Source organism: Bacillus sp. RCC_6_1 (assembly GCF_041360755.1).
Taxonomy (GTDB): domain Bacteria; phylum Bacillota; class Bacilli; order Bacillales; family Bacillaceae_G; genus Bacillus_A; species Bacillus_A cereus.
This window is the reverse complement of sequence record NZ_JBFUPV010000014.1, coordinates 79237-99297: the sequence shown is the minus strand read 5'-3', so window position 1 is coordinate 99297 and position 20061 is coordinate 79237. Positions and strand designations below refer to the sequence as shown.

Sequence of the window (20061 nt, the reverse complement as noted above, 5' to 3'; positions counted from 1 at the left end):
ATATCTATATAAATATTTCTCAACAAAATTCACGGTATTTTTACAATTTTTTAATATTTTTTATGTTTTCCGTCTTTATTTTTACAGAAAAATAAATTACATTATTAAAGCACATATATTTATTATTAGGGGGATTCTTCTATGAAGAATAAAAAATGGATTACATTTTCTTTAGCAACAGCAATTACACTAAGTATAGGGACCTCGTTCATACCGTCTACTTATGCCGAAAGCTCTGTAGACCCAGCTCCTGAAATTGCTGCAAAAGTTGTAAATCAAAACAATGGGAAGAAAGTATTATTTGATAATACACACGGTCAAACTGCTGGGACAGCTGACTGGGTTATTGACGGCGGCTTTTCTGACTTCGGAAACGGCATTGCAAAAAACGGATATCACGTAAAGGAACTTCGTAAATCAACACCTATTACGTACGAAGATTTAAAAGATTACAATGTATTTATCGTTCCAGAAGCTAATATTCCTTACAAAAAATCTGAGCAGGACGCTATGTTACAATATGTAAAAAATGGTGGTAGTATCTTCTTTATTGCTGATCATTACAATGCAGATCGTAATAAAAATCGCTGGGACTCTTCTGAAGTATTTAATGGATATAGACGCGGTGCTTGGGATAATCCAGCAAAAGGAATGTCTAATGAAGAAGCAAATTCACAAGCTATGCAAGGAGTAGAAAGCTCTGATTGGCTCTCTGACAACTTCGGTATTCGCTTCCGCTACAATGCACTTGGTGATGTTTCAGCGAAAACAATTGTATCACCTGAACAATCTTTCGGAATTACAAAAGGTGTTTCGTCTGTAGCAATGCATGCTGGTTCTACTCTAGCAATTACAAACCCAAAACTAGCAAAAGGACTTGTTTACCTTCCAGAAAATCCATCAAAATGGAATAACGCTGTTGATAGTGGCGTTTATAATGGCGGTGGTATTGCAGAAGGCCCATATGCTGCAATTGCAAAAGTAGGACTTGGAAAAGCTGCCTTTATTGGTGACTCTTCTCCTGTTGAAGATGCTACGCCAAAGTACGTTCGTGAAGATTCTGGCCAAACAAAGAAAACTTACGATGGTTATAAAGAAGAAAACGATGCTATCTTATTAGAAAACATCGTAAATTGGTTATCGAATAAAGAGACATTTACAAGTTTAGATCAAGTAAATGGTTTACAACTTGATTCACCTACAGCTCTACAGACATTTGAACAGCCAAGCTTATCAACAGAACCACAACCTGAACCTTGGGGTGCACCAAATGCAGGTTATCAATGGTTTAATACAAATACTTTCAAACCAGGTTCATACGGTTATAATGGTGCGGTAACAACAAGCGACTACGTCGTTACACACCCTAGCATTCTACCAAACAATGAAATTTTCCAAATGAAGATTCAAGTAAACAACTTACTACCTAATACAACTTATAACAACTATTCTTTAGGTATCTTCACTACTGGAGGAACACAAGTGGCTAAAGTACAAAATGCAAACGGCACTTGGCCATCTACTTTTGGATATAGCAGTGCATTTTCTTTCACAACAAACAGCTTAGGCTCTGCTGAGAAAGTTGTAAATGTACAGATTGATTCAAATACAATTGGACAAGCAACGCTTCGTCTACGCCAAAATACAACAACGAAATATAATGAAACTGTAACAATTAATAAGAAATAATAAAAAAGGCAATCCATACATGGATTGCCTTCTTCTCACTTCTCTTCCTTCGAGAAAAACATTCTTGAAATAACGATACCTATACTACCGACGATTAGGAATAACACTGCCCTAATCATCATCGATACCTCTGGTAAGTCAAGTAAGAATAACTTCCCTACCGTTACGACTAAAACGACTAAACCAGCATATAATATTTCATTCATATTTCTATTTCTTCCAAACCAAACCGCAAATAATGCATATACCATCCATAATAACGATACTGATACACTAATTACGCTTCCATCTGTAGATAAAACTTCACCGATTCTCGTAATTGTAATAAATACAATTATCATAAACCAATAGAGCACTATAGAATACATATATTTGCCGAAGCTCGCTAATACTTCTTTCGCTTCTCTCATGCAATAATAGAACGTTCCTATTAAAATAAGATGAGCAACAAAGCCTGCCGAAATAAATTGATCAAACGGGCTAAAAATAGTCTGTATCATTCCAATTGCGTAAACCGTCGCACTAACATACAATTTTATCTGTTGTTTTACTTTAATAGAAGTGACCATGCCGAGGAAACCTTGTAATAATAGTACAATCGCTGCATTCACTAAACTATACTCATATAAAATTGCTAAACTAAATGCTCCCATTGCGAAACCAAATAAGAGATTTGTAAATGTAGAATGTCTATTTTTCCTATATTCAAATACGAACATAGCGGCATGCACGATTGCACTAATAATTAATCCCCATGTTGTAAAATCAGGTATTTTTGAAATAGCTAGTATAAAGAACACTGCATTTGCACTAAATATCGCCAAACGTGGTTCTAGTATAAAACTTCTCTCCGTAAACATATGCCAAAATAATAGTAAATGAATCAAACCATATACAATCGTTAACTGTATTTGCAAGTTCTCTACTAACATTGACATAACAGCAAAGAAAACGAAAAGGACAATGGCAGCAACAGCGTAAGAAATCATATATAAGTATTTATAACGATTTTTCAACGCATACCATAATAAACTAAGTGTTAATACTGTCTCATATCCAAAGAAAATATAAGGATTAGGAGTCGTACTATTTAACAAGAATGGTACGAAGAACGCTCCGACCGCTACGAAAATAGTGAGATATTCCGATTGATATCTTTTCGCTAAATAAATACCTAAAATAACCCATGCAATATTACAGAGAAACGCGACACTTGCCGGAATAAATCCATATAAATAATGTGCTGCAAACGTTGTTAGAACAATCCCGGTAATACTTCCTCCAGCTAATACTAACCCTAACGCCTGCCGCTCTCTTTTAATTTGAATATCTCCTATATAATACAATCCGATAGATAATACGATACCAAACACAATTCGTATCGCTGGTGTTAATAAGCCAGCATCTACCCCTGCTTTAAATAACCAGATCACTCCAAGCAACATAATACCGACAAATACACGCGGTAACCATGTTTGACAAAACTTAATAATATTAAATGGCTCTGGTTTAAAAGCAGATATATCTACTTGTTTTACCTGACGTTCTTGCAAAGGCTCTTTTATCTTAACTATTTCTTCTTTTGGCTTTTCCTCCATTACCGTTTCAATATATTCTTTCTTGTTCTTACTAACATGTTGCTGAGCGTTTTCTACTTCTATTTCCCTTTGCTTCACTTTTAATTCAGCAAGTGCTTCTTGAATTGTTTCAATTGCCGTTTCGAGTGCTTCTATTTTCTTATCCAAATCCTTATTCATACGCTCCCCCCTCATTTGTAACTCTCATTAAACCTATATATTACCAATTATCTTTATCATACTCCTAGTCTATTCATTTTCAATAGTATTTTTTCCAAAAAAAGAAAGGCGTCTTCCAAAATCGGAAAACACCTTTTTACTCAGTTATTCTTATTTAAAACAATGCTAACGATGAAACCAAGACACATGCCTACAATAGCTGGAACAATCCACCCAACACCTTCTGTATAAAACGGAATGTATTTTAATGCTGACGTCCACTGATTCATCATTACATTTTTATTTAAAATATCAATTGCACTAAATATCGCTACAACCAAAACAGTTACTGCATATACGTATGCATACTTTCCAATATACTGATGGAATAACCCTAGAATAATAAGCGTTAACGCAATTGGATAAATAAATCCAAGAATTGGTACTGATACTTTTAAAATTTGCGTTAACCCTAAATTAGCTAAAATCATACTAACAACGCTTACTATAAATGCCCACAATTTATAAGATACTTTCGGAAATGCACTCGCAAAAAATTGACTACAAGACGTAACAAGTCCAATTGAAACACATAAACACGCGATAGTAAAAATAAGACCTAATAAAACGACTCCGCCCTGTCCAAATAATGTAATCATAACTTGTGCTAACACTTTCGCACCGTTATCGAATGTTCCTAATGAGCCACTAATTGCCCCCACATATCCAAGGATGACATAAATAATCGATAATAATAATCCTGCCCCAATGCCAGCAATACTCATATATTTCGCTAAACCTTTATCATCTTCAATACCCTTTGCACGTAATGCATTTGCAATAACAATTCCAAAGATTAAAGCAGCTAACGCATCCATTGTTAAATATCCATCTAAAAACCCTTGAAACATAGGAGCTTGTCCATAGTTCCCTATTGGTTCTTTCATATCTCCTACCGTTGTAAACATACTCTTTATAAAAATGAGTGCAATCATACATAATAATAACGGCGTCAAGACTTTTCCAAACAACCCCATTAATTTAGATGGAGATAAACTTAACCAGTAAACAATACTAAAGAAAATAACTGTGTAAAACAATAATAATCCGTTTCCTGCTTCAGGGAATAACTGACCTGGCCCCATTTCAAAAGCTAAACTTCCCGCACGTGGTATACCAAGCCCAGGTCCAATAAATACATACACGATACATGGAAAAATAATTGCAAATGAAGAATGAACCCTACCCGCTAACGTTTGAAAACTTCCTGCTTTTGCAATAGAGATAACACCTAATATAGGAAGACCTGTTGCTGATATAATAAATCCTACTAATGAAATCCAAACATGTTCTCCTGCTTCATATCCAAGGAAAGGTGGAAATATCAGATTCCCTGCTCCAAAGAACATAGAGAATAACATAAGGCTAATAAGTAAAATTTCTTTTTTCTGTAACAATTTCATTTCTTTCTCCTTCTTTAATTTCATCTTTTATGAAATCAATTTCACATATAAAAAGTACAATAACCCGCTTCCTTACAAAGAAAACATAGTCCATAGTCTATCACAAAAGAAACACCCATTCTATAGCTATTCCTCTTTTCCAATTTCTTCTGAAAAATCAACCTTTATTGACTTATAATAGTTAATAAGGTAAAATATTAAATGTACAAAATTATTAACTTTGTTTTTGTTTGTGTCAGGAGGAAAATAACATGGAATCAGCGATACAACTAGAAAGAGAACAACAAAGAAAAAAGAAACATCCTCCAGGTTTATACTTACTCTTCTTTACAGAAATGTGGGAAAGATTTAGTTACTATGGATTACGAGGATTATTAACATTATATTTAACGACAGCTTTAGTAAGCGGTGGTCTTGGGTTTAGTCCCGCATGGGCACTCTCTATTTACGGATTTTATACTGGAGCCTGTTATTTCACACCAATGATTGGTGGCTACTTAACAGACCGTTTTCTAGGTAGACGAAAAGCAATCACAATTGGTGGTATAACAATGGCAATCGGTAACCTTACACTATTTGCCTTGCAAAACCAATTAGGCCTATACCTCGGATTAGCGCTTATTATTATAGGTAACGGATTCTTCAAACCGAACATCTCTACACTGGTTGGAGAATTATACGAAGAGAACGATCCAAAACGTGATAGTGCATTTACCATTTTCTATATGGGTATTAACGTCGGGTCATTTTTAGCTCCACTCGTTTGCGGATTTTTATCAGAAAATTTATTCAAAACAACAGTTGATGGCGTTGTACATTACGGATTCCGTTACGGTTTCTTAGCCGCTTCAATCGGAATGATCATTGGACAAATTTTATTTACAACACTATCAAATCGCTTCCTTGGTAATATCGGTAAAAAACCAACTCGTGATTTACAAACAGCTGCTGGACAACCATCAGTAGGAGATACACCGTTAACAAAAAAAGAAAAACAACGTACCGCAGTTATCGTCATTTTAACATGCTTCGTTGTCTTCTTCTGGGCTGGCTTTGAACAAGCTGGTAGCTCATTAACATTATATACAAACAAATTTGTAGACCGCTCTGTGTTCGGATGGGAAGTTCCAACATCTTGGTTCCAATCGGTCAATCCATTATTTATTATTTTACTTGCTCCAGTCATTTCTGCATTATGGGCAAAACTTGCAACTCGCAAGCAGGGTGATTTAAAAATCCCAACTAAAATGGGACTTGGTATGATCTTACTCGGTATCGGTTATATCATTCTCGTTATCGCTACATTAAAAACAGGTAGTGATGAACATAACATTACAGAAAAAGCAAACTTACTGTTTATCGTCTTTACGTATCTTTTCCATACGTTAGGTGAGCTATTCTTATCACCTGTCGGACTATCAATGGTTAGTGCGCTTGCTCCGGTAAAATTAGCATCTTTATTAATGGGTGTATGGCTAGCAAGTTCAGGTATCGCCAACATTTTAGGCGGACAACTCGCAAGCTTCACAACTTCACTTGGATACGCTGAAGTATTCACAGTTATTGGCGCTGTGGCAATTGTATTAGGCTGTGTTTTATTATTAATTTCTAAGAAATTAGTGAAATGGATGGATTAAAAAAGATGAGGAATTTCTCCTCATCTTTTTTATGCTGTTTTACCTTTTTCTATTGCTTGTTCGTACAGCTCTTTATGTTCTTTATATTCACTTGGTACGAAACTCTTATAGAAGAATGAGAACCAGCTGTCTCCTTTTTTATACCCTTCTTCTCGAATTTCCGCTGCTTTTTTATTCGATTTAAATCCTTCAGTAAACCACTTCTTTAACAATTCATTTCGTTCATACTTAGCAGGAACTTTTAAATCATAGTTTTCAAATGCATACTTATAGCCAGCCTTTTCTACTGCCTTTTTTGTAGACTTATAGCCTTTTTCATACGCTGTTTCATATGCCTTCACGTATACTTCTTTCTCTCTATTTTCAGGATTCTTTTCAGCTAGTTCTTTCCCTGTCTTTTCCCCTAATTCAGCTTGCTCTTTTTCAATTTTTTCTGTTCTTTCTTTATTCCCTACTTTGAACCCGTCTGCAAAGTTTACCTTAAACTCTGGAGCAACTTGACTATCGTCCATCGTCTCTTGTACTAAACCTTGTTCTTTTCCTTTTTCAAAATGCGTTTTCTTCTGCTCTTCTAAAGACCATGCGGCTGCATAAGTCGCTTTAAACGCTTGTTTATATGCATCAGATTTTCCAGCTACATGCACTTCTGCATCATTTTTTCCTGCTTTAAAATCAGTTTCTCCATTCTTTTGACCTTCAAGTTGACCTTTTTCCATATCAGCTTGGCGCTGCGCTTCCTCTTGCTTACGTGCCTCTTCAGCTTTTCTTTGTTCCTCGGCTACACGTTGTCTCTCTTCTTCAGCTTTACGCTGTGCTTCTGCAGCACGTTGTTTTTCAGCCTCAGTATTGCGCTGTGCTTCTGCTTGTCTCTCAGCTTCTACAGCACTATTATTATTCTGACTAGGAGCTGGGCTCGTTGCGCCACTACTAGAAGCTGGTTTATTGTGATAATGATATTCCCCGTACTGTAATCCCCACTTCTCACAATTTGTACGACACGTATGTCCGCCATTAGCATCTGTACGCCCTGGATGCGCATAAGCTGAAATTGGAGCTACCAATAACGCTATACTCGTTGTTAAAAGAAGTTTCTTCACCTGTTGTCTCACTCTTGTTCCTCCCAAAATATAGAATTCTAACTTTATTATACATAAATAGAAGAATACTTAAATACGAACCGAAATATTCTATTATTTCTCAACATTAGTAAAAAAGAAGGTGAACTCTTTAAAGAGTTCACCTTCTTTTTTACTTCTTCGCCTTCGTTCCTACTAAATCACCAGCAACAACATAACGCTTAGAATTATCCTTTACAGATACACATGTAATAAGCGTTATCTCATCTTTCCCATGATCCTCTACAACTTCCCACTTATCAGGAGTCACTTCAGATACACCAGTAACCGCATACTCATATTCATTTTCATTGTCATACAAATAAATTTTATCGCCTTTTTTCAAAGAAGCTATATCACTAAATAAAACACCTTTTTTAGACATATTATGTCCTGCTAATGCGTAATTTCCTTTTCCCATAACTTGATTCTCTTTTACTGTCGCTGCACCTGATAATAAGTTTTTTTCAGTAGAAGCTTTTAAAACAGGCAGTTCTACTGAAACACTTGGAATCGAAATACGACCAATTACTTGTTTCTTATCTAATGATGCATTCGCTACTTCCGCCAAGTCTGGTTGATTAATTTTGGAAGCATCTACAAATTCCGTCTCATGCTTTTCATAATCCATCTTTTGAACAGCCTGCACATTTTCAGTCTGTTTCTTTTCAGCCTGATATCCATCATAAAATGGCTTTCCAATTAACACGCCACCTACAACAAATAGCAGAATTGCTACTATACTATAAATTCTTTGCTTATTCATACACAGTTCCTTTCCCTTACAAAATCTTACTCTATATAAAATGATAAAATAATATCGTCATATGTACAAGTATTAGCTGAAAAGAAACCTTCTTGCCGGTGCAAGAAGGTTTCTTTTTAAGCTAATTTATTTCTGTATAGTGATACGTGAAATACTGTCATTTGAATAAAGAAAATAGAAAATAGAATATATAATGGGTATCCAGGAAGATATTCATTAATAATAGGCGAAAAAGTTAAAAATCCAACTGCACAAGGTAACACAAACCATAACGATACAAATGTTGTTCGGCAAGCTTTATCCGTAATCGCTTTTTCACGTTCATCTTCTAGCGGAAATAATAATGGATACATCCAAAAAGATAAATTCTTATATTTTTTCTTTTGAATTCTATAAAAAATTGTAACTATAATTGCTCCAATAAATAATAAAATGAATGGTACTCCATTAAACCATACTTCAAATGGGAATTTCTCGTTTTTAATTATATCTGCTAACTCTGTAATAACACTATAAAATTCAACAAATGTCCAACATGCTAGTGCAGTATAGAGTACATTTATAATATAAGAAAAAACAATTCTATTCATCCTCTTCTCCCTCCTTATTTAAAACAAACACATCTTCCATCTTTAACTGGAACACATCACAAATCGTAAGTGCTAATAACAACGAAGGAACGTAATCCCCTTTTTCAATTGCTGCAATTGTTTGTCTCGTTACTCCAACCTTTTCTGCTAATACGCTTTGCGTAAAGTTAAAACGAGCTCTTAATTCTTTTACTCTGTTTAAAATGGTCAAATTTACCACCTCTCACCATTATTGTATGCTATTCTTAACAAAATGTAAACTCAACTTAACATTATTATTATAAAAAAATCCAACTCTACGTATTGTAAAGTTGGATTACTTGTTAGTTTAAAATTGTAACTTTAACTGTTCTTCTGCCCCAGCTACTTGATGAACCTTTATCTGGCATTAAAACATCAATTCTATGCCCTTTAATAGCCCCACCAGTATCGGCTGCAATTGCTACTCCATAACCTTCAACATTTACAGTCTTACCTAATGGAATAACATTTGGATCTACAGCAATTAATTTCATTCCTGGGTTTGCAGTTAGATTATAACCTTTACCACCTGGTCCCCATGCAGAAAATACTTGTTGACCTGGTGCATAACCATTTTCCCCTGGATCAGCTGTATAAGCTGTAGCTTCTACATAAATTTCTTTCCCACCAGCAGTTGGCTTAGAAGATGGTTCAGGTTGTGCAGGTTTTGCAGGTTCTACCTTCGAATTATTATTAGCAACTGGTTCAGCTGGTTTACTAGCTTTTTCCTGCTTTTGCTTTTCAGCAATTTCTGCTTGTGCTTTCGCTAAAGCTTCTTGCTCTGCTTTTGCAGCTGCTTCTGCTTTTGCACGCTCTTCCGCTGCGATTCTTGCTGCTTCTTGCTCACGAGCAATCGTTTCTTGTACTGTCTTCATATTTGATTCAATTTTAGCTTTTTCTTCCGCTGCTAAATTAAGTTGACTTGCAACTTCATTATATTTAGCTTGAACTGTTTGTAAGTTATCTTGACGCTTTTTCAAGTTATCTTGCAGTTCAGCTTGCGCTTTTGCTAATTTTTGTTTGTCTACTACTAAAGATGCTTCTTTTTCGTCAATTGTTTTCTTATCTTCTTCAATTTGACGAAGATCTTGTTCTTGTAGACGTAAAATTTCTTTATCAGCTTCTAGAATAGTAGAAACTGCGTTCATACGTTGTAAGAAGTCTGCAAAGTTTTTTGATTCTACTACAACTTCTACTACTAAACTTGTATTTGAACTGTTTTGAACAGAAACCATACGTTTTCTCATAATATCTTTACGAGCAAGGACTTTATCCTCCAAAACGACAATTTCTTGCTTTTTTTGCTCAATCTGCTTATGTGTTTCATCGATTTTACGTTGAATAGCAGCTTGATCCTCTTTATTTTTTGCAATTGTATTATTTAAATTATGTAGTTCGTTTTCGATACCTTTAATTTCTTTACTAACAGCTTGCTTCTCTTGCTCTTTCTTTTGCATTTCTGCATCGTTTTGTTGCAATTGCTGTTGCATGTTGTTAAGTTTCTCGTCGTTTGACTCTGCTTTAACAGCGACTGTACTAGAAAGACCGATAATTCCTGCTAATACTAGACAGCTGATTCGCTTAAAATAGTTCATAATCCGACTCCCTTCTTATACAGTTATACATGATTTATTTTACAGTTTGTTTACAAAACGATTAAATACAGTTTATTTTTCGTGACGAAAAAAAGAGAATTATGAATAAAATGTAATAGATTCTTAAATATTTAACAATTCCTATATTTAAAAAATACAAAAGATGCTAAAATCCAAATATAGAGAAAATATAACTTTCGAAGGCGGTTGAAATAAATACATGTTTACTCAAAAAAAATCACTCCAACATACAATTGCTCAATTACAAGAGCGTATACAAGAATTAGAAGCAGAATTAAAACAAAAAGATATCGAAAAGCAGGAGACTATTTCTACTATCCACGATCGTGTACAAAGCGTTATCCAAGAGCATCAACTTGTAAATAACCAACATAATACACTTCAAAATTTAGTTCAACAATTAAGTTCATGTTTCGAAAATGTTTCAACACGTACGACACATTCCAATGAGTTAAATAATGAAATGTTACAAAAGGAACAAAGCTTAATTCAGTCTATTGCAGAAATTATTGACTGCTCTAATGAAGGAAAAGAATCCGTTCACCGCTTACTTATTGTAATTAATAAATTAGGTGAACAATCTCAACGCACGTCTAATAGTATGAATCATCTAAGCGAACGCTCAAAGGAAATCGAGCAAATTGTAGAAGTCATTCAAAACATTGCAGCACAAACAAATTTACTTGCATTAAATGCGAGTATTGAAGCCGCGCGTGCTGGAGAGCACGGTAAAGGATTCGCTGTCGTTGCCAATGAAGTAAGAAAACTAGCGGAAAGTACAGCAGAAAGTACAAAAAACATCGGCAACTTAACGAAAAAAATTCAAGAAGAAATTGAAAAAGCATATGATAACACAAAAGATAATTTACATTTAGTCGATGAAGGTGTAGAAATGAGCGCCGATACAAATGCTAGAATTGAAAATATTTTAGTTATGATTCAAACGTTACAAAATGGTGCTACAAATGTTATTAAGGCTATCGAAAACCAAAAGTCTTGTAATGATGACATATTACGAGAATTTGCTAACACACAACAAATGTTCCAAAAATTAAATACTACTATTATGAATCATATTCATGATGCTGAAAAAGTCGATGTTCAATTGTCTAAAAGTCTTCAAGGAACAGTGACTTCTTAATTAAAATTAAGAATCCCTTATACTGCTATAAGGGATTTTTATTTTATTTTGAATATTTATTTCTTTTCAATATTCATCCATATCTTTGTTATAATGGAAAAGTTGTTTCTTTCAACTAATAAACAAGGAGGTTATTATGGAACAATTTTACTACGTTTTAAAATATTTAATTCTCGGTCTGTTCCAAGGACTAACAGAACCAATTCCGATTTCTTCAAGTGGTCATCTCGTTTTAGCACAACATTTGCTAGGACTAAAAATAGAAGGGTTTAGCTTCGAACTACTTGTTAATTCAGCTTCATTATTAGCTGTATTACTTATTTATAGAAATGATTTAATTCGTCTAACGAAGAATGGTCTCTCTTATATATTTACAAGAGCAGAAGACGCAAAATCAGATTTCTTCTTTATTATTTATCTTGTTATTGCAACCATTCCAGCAGGTGTTATTGGTGTTTTATTTAAAGATTACATCGATCAGTACTTAAAAGGTGTGAAGATGGTTGGGATTTCCCTTCTTATTACTGCTGTCGGCCTTTGGATTATTAGAAATTTACGCGGTCGTAAAAATGATGGCGACCTTTCTATGAAAGATGCAATCATCGTCGGATTAGCACAAGCTTGTGCACTGATTCCCGGAATAAGCCGATCTGGTGCCACAATCGTAGCAGCAATGTTACTTGGTATGAAGCAAGAAACAGCTCTTCGCTTCTCATTCTTACTATACATTCCTGTTAGCTTAGGTGGCTTATTGTTAAGCATTACAGACATTGCAAATGACCCAAATCTAGACACATTATTCGTACCATATGTCGTTGCATTCATCGCAACATTTATCATGACGTATATTTCACTAAAATGGTTTATGAACATTATGGCAAAAGGAAATTTAAAATATTTCTCTTTCTATTGTATTATCGTAGGTGTACTTACTCTTATTTTCTTATAAAGTAAAACTTACAAATTAAAAGCGAGTCATCTAGTGTAATAGAATGACTCGCTTTTTTATACCTTTATTCAGTTAAAACCTATTATTTACTTATAATTTTCAGAATAGTATAATATTTATCGAGTTCACTATTACAGTAATTCTATCTTTCCTACTATTATCGTAAAAGAGGTGTTTATATGTTTATAGTTACTAAACTCATTCACATTAAGTACGAATATGAAAATGAGCTACTTTATGGGCTTAAACAATATTATCCTTTCCCCGGAACGAACGGTTGTATTAACATAGAGTTTTCACCTGTTCATCGTACAAATGATAAGGCAGAGTATATGATTCGTATGTTATGGAAAACACAACAAGATTACCATACATGGCTTTCTCAAAAAGAAGGCAATGAAACTTTGAAGCACAAAATACAAGGCTATATCCTTTCTTCCAAATCAAATGCTACCTATGTGCATTAATCCTTCTCTTTTTATTCCTTACGAGGGCCAAAATGATAAAGTTAAATTAATCAGCCCTCATCAATTGGGCTGTTCACAAATAACGAGATAAGGACCCTCTTACTTTTCATACTGTAAGAGGGCTTCTCTTATGCATACACTTTCTTCTCTTGACAATACAAACGAATAACATGTTTATTTTGTTGAAATACATCATGCGTCAGCCGAATAATAATAAAGTTTCGTTTTGTTTGATCATCATGAACAAAAATCTGTTCTCCCTCCTGAAAACGCCATGCACTTTCAAAAGTCGTAATATGATCCCCACTTACAGAAAAAAGTTCATATCGCATCTCTTGTACCCTCTCTCAACTTATATAATCACAATATCCTTATATTAAATTTATTATAACTTAATCCCTATCAAATTAGTAATTTTTTCTATTTCGAAAGGTTTTAACTTTGTATTTAAATATTTTTAGCGCTATAATGATAAACGAATTTTTATTGAAAGGAGTTTTACTTTGACTGCATATTTATTTCCAGTGAAAACAGCATTTATTTTATTTCCTTTTTTAGCAATGTTTCTTTTAATCCCTTTTTTAATATTTAATTATCGAAAATACGGTTATTTAAATAAATGGCGCTCATTTATTTTATACTCATTATTACTTTACTTATTAAATGCCTATTTTCTTGTTATTTTGCCGTTGCCACAAACGTTTGATACTTGTAGCCTACAACCGGCTAATACACAACACATGCAACTCGCACCATTTTATTTCATACAAGAGATTAGTAGTCATACATCGGCAGTTTTAACGAAACCAGCTACTTATTTCTACTTATTAAAAGAGTCTGCGTTTTTACAAGTTGCCTTTAACGTTCTATTAACTGTTCCATTCGGTATTTACTTACGTTATTATTTCCGACGTAGTTTCTTACAAACAATTTGCATTTCCTTTTTCCTTTCACTATTTTTCGAGCTAACACAAGTGACTGGATTATACGGTATATACAATTGTGCATACCGATTATTTGATATCGATGATTTGTTTTTAAATACATTAGGTGGCGTAATTGGTTTTATCATTGCACCAATATTTACGTACTTCCTTCCGAAGACAAACGAGTTAGATAGTCATATTGATTTGGAAACGAAACCAGTCGGATTCATTCGTCGCCTTATCGCGATGCAAATTGATTGGATTTTCTTATCTATCGTTGTACCTGTCGTTAAAAACAAAGGAAATTCTTTCTTCGTTTCTAATATGCAATCTTACACCAATATGTATGAACTCATTTTCATTACGTGTTCAATCCTTATTTACTTTATTATTATTCCATACTTTACTAACGGAAAAACAATTGGGAAAGCATTGCTTCGCATTCACGTGAAAGGAAAATCAAATCGTATTACATTAAAAGAACTATTTATTCGCTACGGTATATTTTATTTTGCGTTAGGTGGAATCAATTATATTCTTTCTAGTAGCTCTATTTTAAATCACACAGAGCCTTTAGTATTACTCGTTACATTATTATTCCTATTCATCATTAACGGCCTATTTATTATTCATGTTTTACTACATGTATTTAGCCGTGATAAACTACTATTTTATGAACATATTAGTCATACAAGAAATGCAATTACACTAAAAAAAAGCTGACAAATAATTATTTGTCAGCTTTTTCATATACATAATGTGAAACTTTAATTAGCCCTCACCTAACTTCTTTGCTTCCACTGAATTTTGACGTAGGGGTCTTACTGCCTGACAAATAGCGGGATAAATAACTTCTCCGCATAAGGATTAAAAAACATTCCAAGTTCATCTAGAGATTTCCTCACCTGTAAAAACGAATGAAACTCTGGATATATATATTGTAATTGCTCATACGATAATGTATGCATTTTCCCCCAATGTGGACGCCCTTCATACTTCAGAAAAATCTTTTCCACTTCGCCAAAGTAAGCAGCATATTTCATACCTTTATACATATGAACAGCGATATATGCTGAATCTCTTCCATAGGCCGGACTAAGCCATATATCATCCCCTTTCACATAGCGGCATTCGATTGGGAAGTGCACCTTATACTTTTTCTTTTCAATAAGATTTGAGATTTCTTCTACAACCGTCCTCATATACTTTGAAGGAATGCTATACTCCATTTCATAAAATGGCACCGTACGTGATGTAGCAAATACTTCATAGCTCGGGCCAATTATTTTTGTGTTTGGTACAGCTTTAGCTGATAATCGACTCACTCCTTTACTTATAGAAGGAAACCATTTACATCCTTTAGATAGTAAAGAGAACATCCTATTTTCAAGTAACTCTACCTTTAGTTTATGCCATTTCAAATCACTGCCTTTATTCGTTGTTTCGTTCGTAAGTTTCACTTGTACTTCATCAGAATAAGGAAAAACGAAAAATTCAAAATGACGATGCTTCTTATATTCTTCTAGTTTGTTCATTACAGTGGATAATGACTGTTTTTCACTTTCATAAACGAGTGAATACGCTGGAATAACCTTCAATTTTATCTTTACAATGATACCTAACATTCCAAGTGACAACTGAAACGCTCTCCAATATTCTACGTTCTCAGCTTCCGAACAAACTATACTCTCACCATTAGATAGAACTGCCGTAATCTCTATAACTTGTGTTGATAAACTCCCAAAGGTAATACCCGTTCCATGAGTCCCCGTACTAATCGCTCCTGCAATAGATTGCGAATCAATATCCCCTAAATTTTCTTGCGCATAACCTTTTTCCTCAAGTAACTTCCCTAAATCATATAACTTTGTTCCTGCCCATACTTCAGCAACCATCTTCTCTGCATCAATATTCACAATACCCTTCAATTCATCTAAAGAAACTAAAACTTCTTCCGTTTTCACAAGGGGGGTAAACGAGTGTCCTGAACCGACAACACGAATTTTCTTTCCCTTTTTTCGCGCAAGCCCCACAACTTCTACTACATCTTGTATACTTTCTGGATACATCGTATAATGCGGCGTTCCTTCTACATTCCCTGTCCAATTTCTCCACTTTTGTCCCTTTATAGAAAGCATTGGCCATCCCCCCGATATGTTGAATACTCCCCGACAATCTCTCCTTTTTTAACACGATACAAAAAAGGAAAGCGTTCACATAATTCACCAGCCTTACTATGACGAAACAAAATGGTCTCTCCTATATCCACTCGTTCCTTGCCGTTATAAAAAATTGGCGTTTGTACCTCGCCAGCACCTTCTAAAGCTAATAATTTTGCACCCTTCGGTCTCCAAACTTCAGGCTCTTTATCTTTTCCAACTGCTCCTGAAGCAATATATCCACCACCTAGGCAAGTGTAAATAAACGGGACTGGTTTACGCACAACTGGTAAGGCAAATCCGACCGCTGGATGAAATTTCACCTCTTTATAATAATCAAACAGCTTCGGAGAATAAAAAGCAGAACCTATTGTAATCTCTGAAACTGAATTATCTTTCTCGGTTGTTTTTATGCTTCCTGTTCCGCCTCCATTTACAAACCTTAGCTCAATACCAATGTTTTGTATTGCTTTTACAATATGTTCTCTTCTTTCTTTAACTTCTAGCACTGATTTCTGCTTTAAATACGAAATCACTTTACTTTTCAACCATTGATTCGGTATATAATCGCCCACCCCGGCAATTTGAGCTTCATATCCCATTACACCATCTAACATTAAATATGATGACCTTCTCACCTTTTCTACTACTTTCAACGCATCCTGCACATTTTTTACTGGGGACCTTTGTACACCAAAATGAAATTGAAAGAAGCGACTACTCATATCAATATCCAAACAAACACGAAAACATCCTTTAGATTGCTCAGCAATGTTTTCTAAATACACAATATGCTCTTCACAATCCACCATACAAGTTATAATGAAACCTTTCTTTGTTAACAAACTAATTTCATACAGAGCTCTTTCATCGTAAGCAGGATATCCAAGCAATAAATCATTAAATCCTTGTTCTATTAAAAATAAAATCTCTCTAGGTGAAAAGCACATAATACCTTGAAATCGATCATTTGCAGCTAGTATCTTTTGCATAATCGGAACAGAGCGTAACGATTTACTCGCTATACGAATCTTTTTATTTCCACTTAACTCTATAATCGATTGAATATTTCTATCTAAAGCCACTTCATCCAAAAATGCACACGGTAATGGAACTTCTTTAAAAATTCCTCGATCCACATTTTTCTCTCCTCTTCTCAATATGTCTTATACATATTGGAAAGAAAGTGTGATTTTCCTGTTTGCAAATAAAAAAAGTTTCTTCTTTACGAAGAAACTTTTTGAAACTACTTCATAGAAATAGTCGCCTCTACTGGATAATGATCAGAGTAATCATTATACGTATATTTTTGGAACCATGATGTAACAGTCCATTGTGGAGATTGCGGCTGTAACACCTTATTCTCTATATACGATGGGTTCGCATGGTCTTTACTTGCAATAATATAATCTAAATACTCAGCAGGACTATCAGGGAAATTATATTTTGCAATACTGTTTGTCGTTGCGTCCCAAGTCGCTGTATGTCCAGTATAAGATGGTACAGAAGCGTTCAATGTTTTAAACATAGATGCATACTCTGAGTCATTCTTGTTCTCTGCATTTATTTTATTTACGTTCATATCACCACCAATTAACACATACTCATTATTTGGTATATTTTTATTTTTAATAAAGTCTTGAATTTCTTTTAATTGGTCTGTACGTACAGATGCAGGTGAAGTTTTTCCGCACATACTATCTTCCGCTTGCAAATGCGTACCAATTACATGAACAAAGCGATCATTTTTCTTAATTTTCGTGTATACAAATCCTTTATTCGATAAATTATCTGGCCCGCATCCTTTTGCAAATACATATTGAATCTTTTCAGCGATTGGCCATTTGCTCACAATCGCAACGCCACCATCTTCAGGAGTTGAAGATGAATAGTTTCCTAACGTTTTATCCCATTCACTTCCACTACTACGACCTAATACTGCTGTTTGATTTGGATATTCTTTCTTCAAATTCCCTAATAAACGATCTGATGCGCTATTATCAAACACTTCATTTAATATAACTACGTCTTGATTCTTTATATAATCTGCCGCCCCGATTAAATCAGCACGCTCAGTTTGTCCCCAGTTCGGATATAAGTTTGTTGATAGCATATATACATTATGCGTCATCACTTTTAATGTATCGTTTTGATTTGTAGACGCTTCTCCTTGAGCTGACGTTCCACTATATAAAGCTCCTAGACCAACACCTAAGCTAAGTACACCTTTTAGCAATTTACCTTTCACGTTTCATACCTCCATGTATTGTATAGTGATAAAAAGGCCAAATACTCTATTCTGAGATTTGACCTTTTTTAAATACTTAACGATTTCCGTACGTATCAAACCAAAGCTGAATATATCCAGCAGTAACACGTTGTGCATCCATTAAACGCTTACCTGTCATTGGTGTAACTTCAGCGCGCCATTTATCTGCATATTCTTGTGATACAGCAGCTCTCACGAACCAATCTTTCGTATTATCATTTACAATGCCAGCGTAATCTTGTTTCGCAACTACTGCCGCTCCATGAATCCAATCTTCTGGATTCGTACCTTTCCAGTTCCAATATCCATTTCCATCCGTTACTTTATAGTTATCTTTTATCGTATCTACAAAGTTTTCATATTTAGAATGGAACCCTTGTGGATACGAAAGGTTCGTAAAGTTTGCTGCATGCATCGGTTGGTTTACATCCCCTAGATAATGAAGAGATAATCCTAAATAGAAGAATGCTTGTTTCATATCTTTATTTTTGTAAGACTCACCAGCTAATTTAAAATACTTAGCTCCAGTTTCCTTTGCCTGCTTTGCATACGGAATATAAGTTTTCCCATTGTCAGGGTCATAGAAATGTGAAGCAAATGTGCTATTATCATAATAAGGATTTTCATAGTCAGCAGCATAAATACCGTTCTCTAACTCCGTACGCCATTCATTTAATAGTGCAACTCGATCTTGTTTTACAAGTGTTGTATTACGAGACATAATATCAATTGCACGGTTTACAATCCATAAATGAGAATTCACGCCTTCTTTATGTTTATCTTCAGCAGACCAGCGCGGAATAACTCCAAATCTCTGTCCCCCATCATTTTCATGAGCAAATGCAACACTTTGTAATGGAGCAACTAATGTAATAGCTGCCGCTAAAGCAAGTACTTTCTTTTTCATATAAAATCCTCCATTTTATAATTGAATTATTGTAAACATTTTGTTAGGATCCTATGATGTCGTCCGGTTAACCTATGACTAGAATATCCCACCTTTCACGAAATTTCTATCAATAAATTAAAATATGCAAATGTTCATATCATTATAACTTTATACACAGTGAATATAATGAATGAATACACTTTCATTTTAATAAACTATTATTAAGGCTTGTCTAAACTAATGTAAAAAAAGAGTAAAGCATCTGAACGCTTTACTCTTTTTTTCTATTCGATAATATACTTGGCAATTGTACATTAACTGCTAACTTATGAATAAATCCAAACACTAATCCAATCCCAATAAATATGTATAAGATTGTAAATATCTTTCCGAAATCAGTTTGCGGACTAAAATTCCCATCACCGACAGTCGTCAACGTGACCACACTAAAATATAAAGCGTCAATAGGACGTAATTCTTCAACTGTACTATAAAAAATCGTACCCGATATTAAAGTCAAAATTGTTAATACGAATAATACTTGAAATTCTTTATCTTTCCACGCTCGTAAACAGGCTCTTAACATTCGCTTTAAAGTTAACAAAAATGAAAGCATTAGATTCTCCCT

18 protein-coding genes and 1 pseudogene are annotated in these 20061 nt (G+C 34.4%); 6 read left to right on the top strand and 13 right to left on the bottom strand.

All coding sequences use genetic code 11. The annotated features are described in order from the left end of the window. Nucleotides 1–141 precede the first annotated feature (141 nt). Nucleotides 142–1689, top strand: coding sequence for a DNA-binding protein (locus AB6801_RS26195; protein ID WP_000791508.1), 1548 nt, complete (start codon nt 142–144; stop codon nt 1687–1689). A gap of 35 nt (nt 1690–1724) precedes the next feature. On the opposite strand, the gene AB6801_RS26190 is transcribed toward AB6801_RS26195, so the two are convergent. Together AB6801_RS26190 and brnQ1 are read right to left on the bottom strand one after the other, a co-directional pair. Beyond that, nucleotides 1725–3446, bottom strand: coding sequence for a DUF2339 domain-containing protein (locus AB6801_RS26190; protein ID WP_016112162.1), 1722 nt, complete (start codon nt 3444–3446; stop codon nt 1725–1727). Nucleotides 3447–3586: 140 nt separating this feature from the next. Next, nucleotides 3587–4888, bottom strand: a complete 1302-nt coding sequence (gene brnQ1 / locus AB6801_RS26185; protein WP_000771691.1) for a branched-chain amino acid transport system II carrier protein BrnQ1 — start codon at nt 4886–4888, stop codon at nt 3587–3589. A gap of 251 nt (nt 4889–5139) precedes the next feature. Between brnQ1 and AB6801_RS26180 the strand changes: the two genes are divergently transcribed. Further along, nucleotides 5140–6525: a peptide MFS transporter gene (locus tag AB6801_RS26180; RefSeq protein ID WP_000443143.1), complete on the top strand. Its 1386-nt coding sequence runs from the start codon at nt 5140–5142 to the stop codon at nt 6523–6525. A gap of 29 nt (nt 6526–6554) precedes the next feature. On the opposite strand, the gene AB6801_RS26175 is transcribed toward AB6801_RS26180, so the two are convergent. The 5 genes from AB6801_RS26175 to AB6801_RS26155 all read right to left on the bottom strand — a co-directional run bounded on the left by AB6801_RS26175 (nt 6555) and on the right by AB6801_RS26155 (nt 10612). Then, the gene (locus tag AB6801_RS26175) at nt 6555–7634 is read right to left on the bottom strand and encodes a YHYH domain-containing protein (protein WP_097999567.1); all 1080 of its coding nucleotides are present in this window, start codon (nt 7632–7634) and stop codon (nt 6555–6557) included. Nucleotides 7635–7773: 139 nt separating this feature from the next. Then, the gene (locus AB6801_RS26170; protein WP_001041724.1) at nt 7774–8406 is read right to left on the bottom strand and encodes a class A sortase; all 633 of its coding nucleotides are present in this window, start codon (nt 8404–8406) and stop codon (nt 7774–7776) included. 116 nt (nt 8407–8522) lie between these two features. Then, nucleotides 8523–8996: a DUF2178 domain-containing protein gene (locus AB6801_RS26165; RefSeq protein WP_001080043.1), complete on the bottom strand. Its 474-nt coding sequence runs from the start codon at nt 8994–8996 to the stop codon at nt 8523–8525. Next, nucleotides 8989–9207: a helix-turn-helix transcriptional regulator gene (locus tag AB6801_RS26160; protein WP_000154019.1), complete on the bottom strand. Its 219-nt coding sequence runs from the start codon at nt 9205–9207 to the stop codon at nt 8989–8991. Before AB6801_RS26160 ends, AB6801_RS26165 begins: the two co-directional genes overlap by 8 nt. A gap of 112 nt (nt 9208–9319) precedes the next feature. Further along, nucleotides 9320–10612: a 3D domain-containing protein gene (locus AB6801_RS26155; protein ID WP_025966745.1), complete on the bottom strand. Its 1293-nt coding sequence runs from the start codon at nt 10610–10612 to the stop codon at nt 9320–9322. Between the two features lie 661 nt (nt 10613–11273). Here AB6801_RS26155 and AB6801_RS26150 point away from each other — a divergent pair. From AB6801_RS26150 to AB6801_RS26140, 3 genes and pseudogenes are all read left to right on the top strand, one after another. After that, nucleotides 11274–11774 (top strand): annotated as a pseudogene (locus tag AB6801_RS26150) (methyl-accepting chemotaxis protein); the annotation flags it as partial. 136 nt (nt 11775–11910) lie between these two features. After that, complete coding sequence (locus tag AB6801_RS26145; RefSeq protein WP_000434794.1) at nt 11911–12723, top strand: undecaprenyl-diphosphate phosphatase; 813 nt, start codon at nt 11911–11913, stop codon at nt 12721–12723. Nucleotides 12724–12902: 179 nt separating this feature from the next. After that, a complete protein-coding gene (locus tag AB6801_RS26140) occupies nt 12903–13190 on the top strand; it encodes a hypothetical protein (protein ID WP_000471237.1) in 288 nt (95 codons plus the stop codon). A 128-nt stretch (nt 13191–13318) separates the two neighbouring features. Here the strand turns inward: AB6801_RS26140 and AB6801_RS26135 are convergent, their stop codons facing one another. Next, on the bottom strand, nt 13319–13522 hold the full coding sequence (locus tag AB6801_RS26135; protein WP_001268332.1) for a hypothetical protein: 204 nt from the start codon (nt 13520–13522) through the stop codon (nt 13319–13321). A 171-nt stretch (nt 13523–13693) separates the two neighbouring features. On the opposite strand from AB6801_RS26135, the gene AB6801_RS26130 reads away from it, so the two are divergent. Continuing rightward, nucleotides 13694–14839 carry a VanZ family protein gene (locus AB6801_RS26130; protein ID WP_086391917.1) on the top strand — a complete coding sequence of 382 codons (1146 nt, stop codon included), beginning with the start codon at nt 13694–13696 and terminating at the stop codon, nt 14837–14839. Between the two features lie 98 nt (nt 14840–14937). Here the strand turns inward: AB6801_RS26130 and AB6801_RS26125 are convergent, their stop codons facing one another. The 5 genes from AB6801_RS26125 to AB6801_RS26105 form a co-directional block, all read right to left on the bottom strand. Further along, complete coding sequence (locus AB6801_RS26125; protein WP_097999566.1) at nt 14938–16254, bottom strand: D-arabinono-1,4-lactone oxidase; 1317 nt, start codon at nt 16252–16254, stop codon at nt 14938–14940. After that, complete coding sequence (locus AB6801_RS26120; RefSeq protein ID WP_097999565.1) at nt 16242–17414, bottom strand: amino acid deaminase/aldolase; 1173 nt, start codon at nt 17412–17414, stop codon at nt 16242–16244. Before AB6801_RS26120 ends, AB6801_RS26125 begins: the two co-directional genes overlap by 13 nt. Nucleotides 17415–17521: 107 nt before the next feature. Beyond that, entirely contained in the window at nt 17522–18523 is a 1002-nt protein-coding gene (gene sph / locus AB6801_RS26115; protein ID WP_097999564.1) for a sphingomyelinase C, read from the bottom strand. A 76-nt stretch (nt 18524–18599) separates the two neighbouring features. Then, nucleotides 18600–19451, bottom strand: a complete 852-nt coding sequence (cerA, locus tag AB6801_RS26110) for a phospholipase CerA (RefSeq protein WP_000730997.1) — start codon at nt 19449–19451, stop codon at nt 18600–18602. 253 nt (nt 19452–19704) lie between these two features. Beyond that, nucleotides 19705–20049, bottom strand: coding sequence for a potassium channel family protein (locus tag AB6801_RS26105; RefSeq protein WP_000948209.1), 345 nt, complete (start codon nt 20047–20049; stop codon nt 19705–19707). Between the last annotated feature and the right edge of the window lie 12 nt (nt 20050–20061).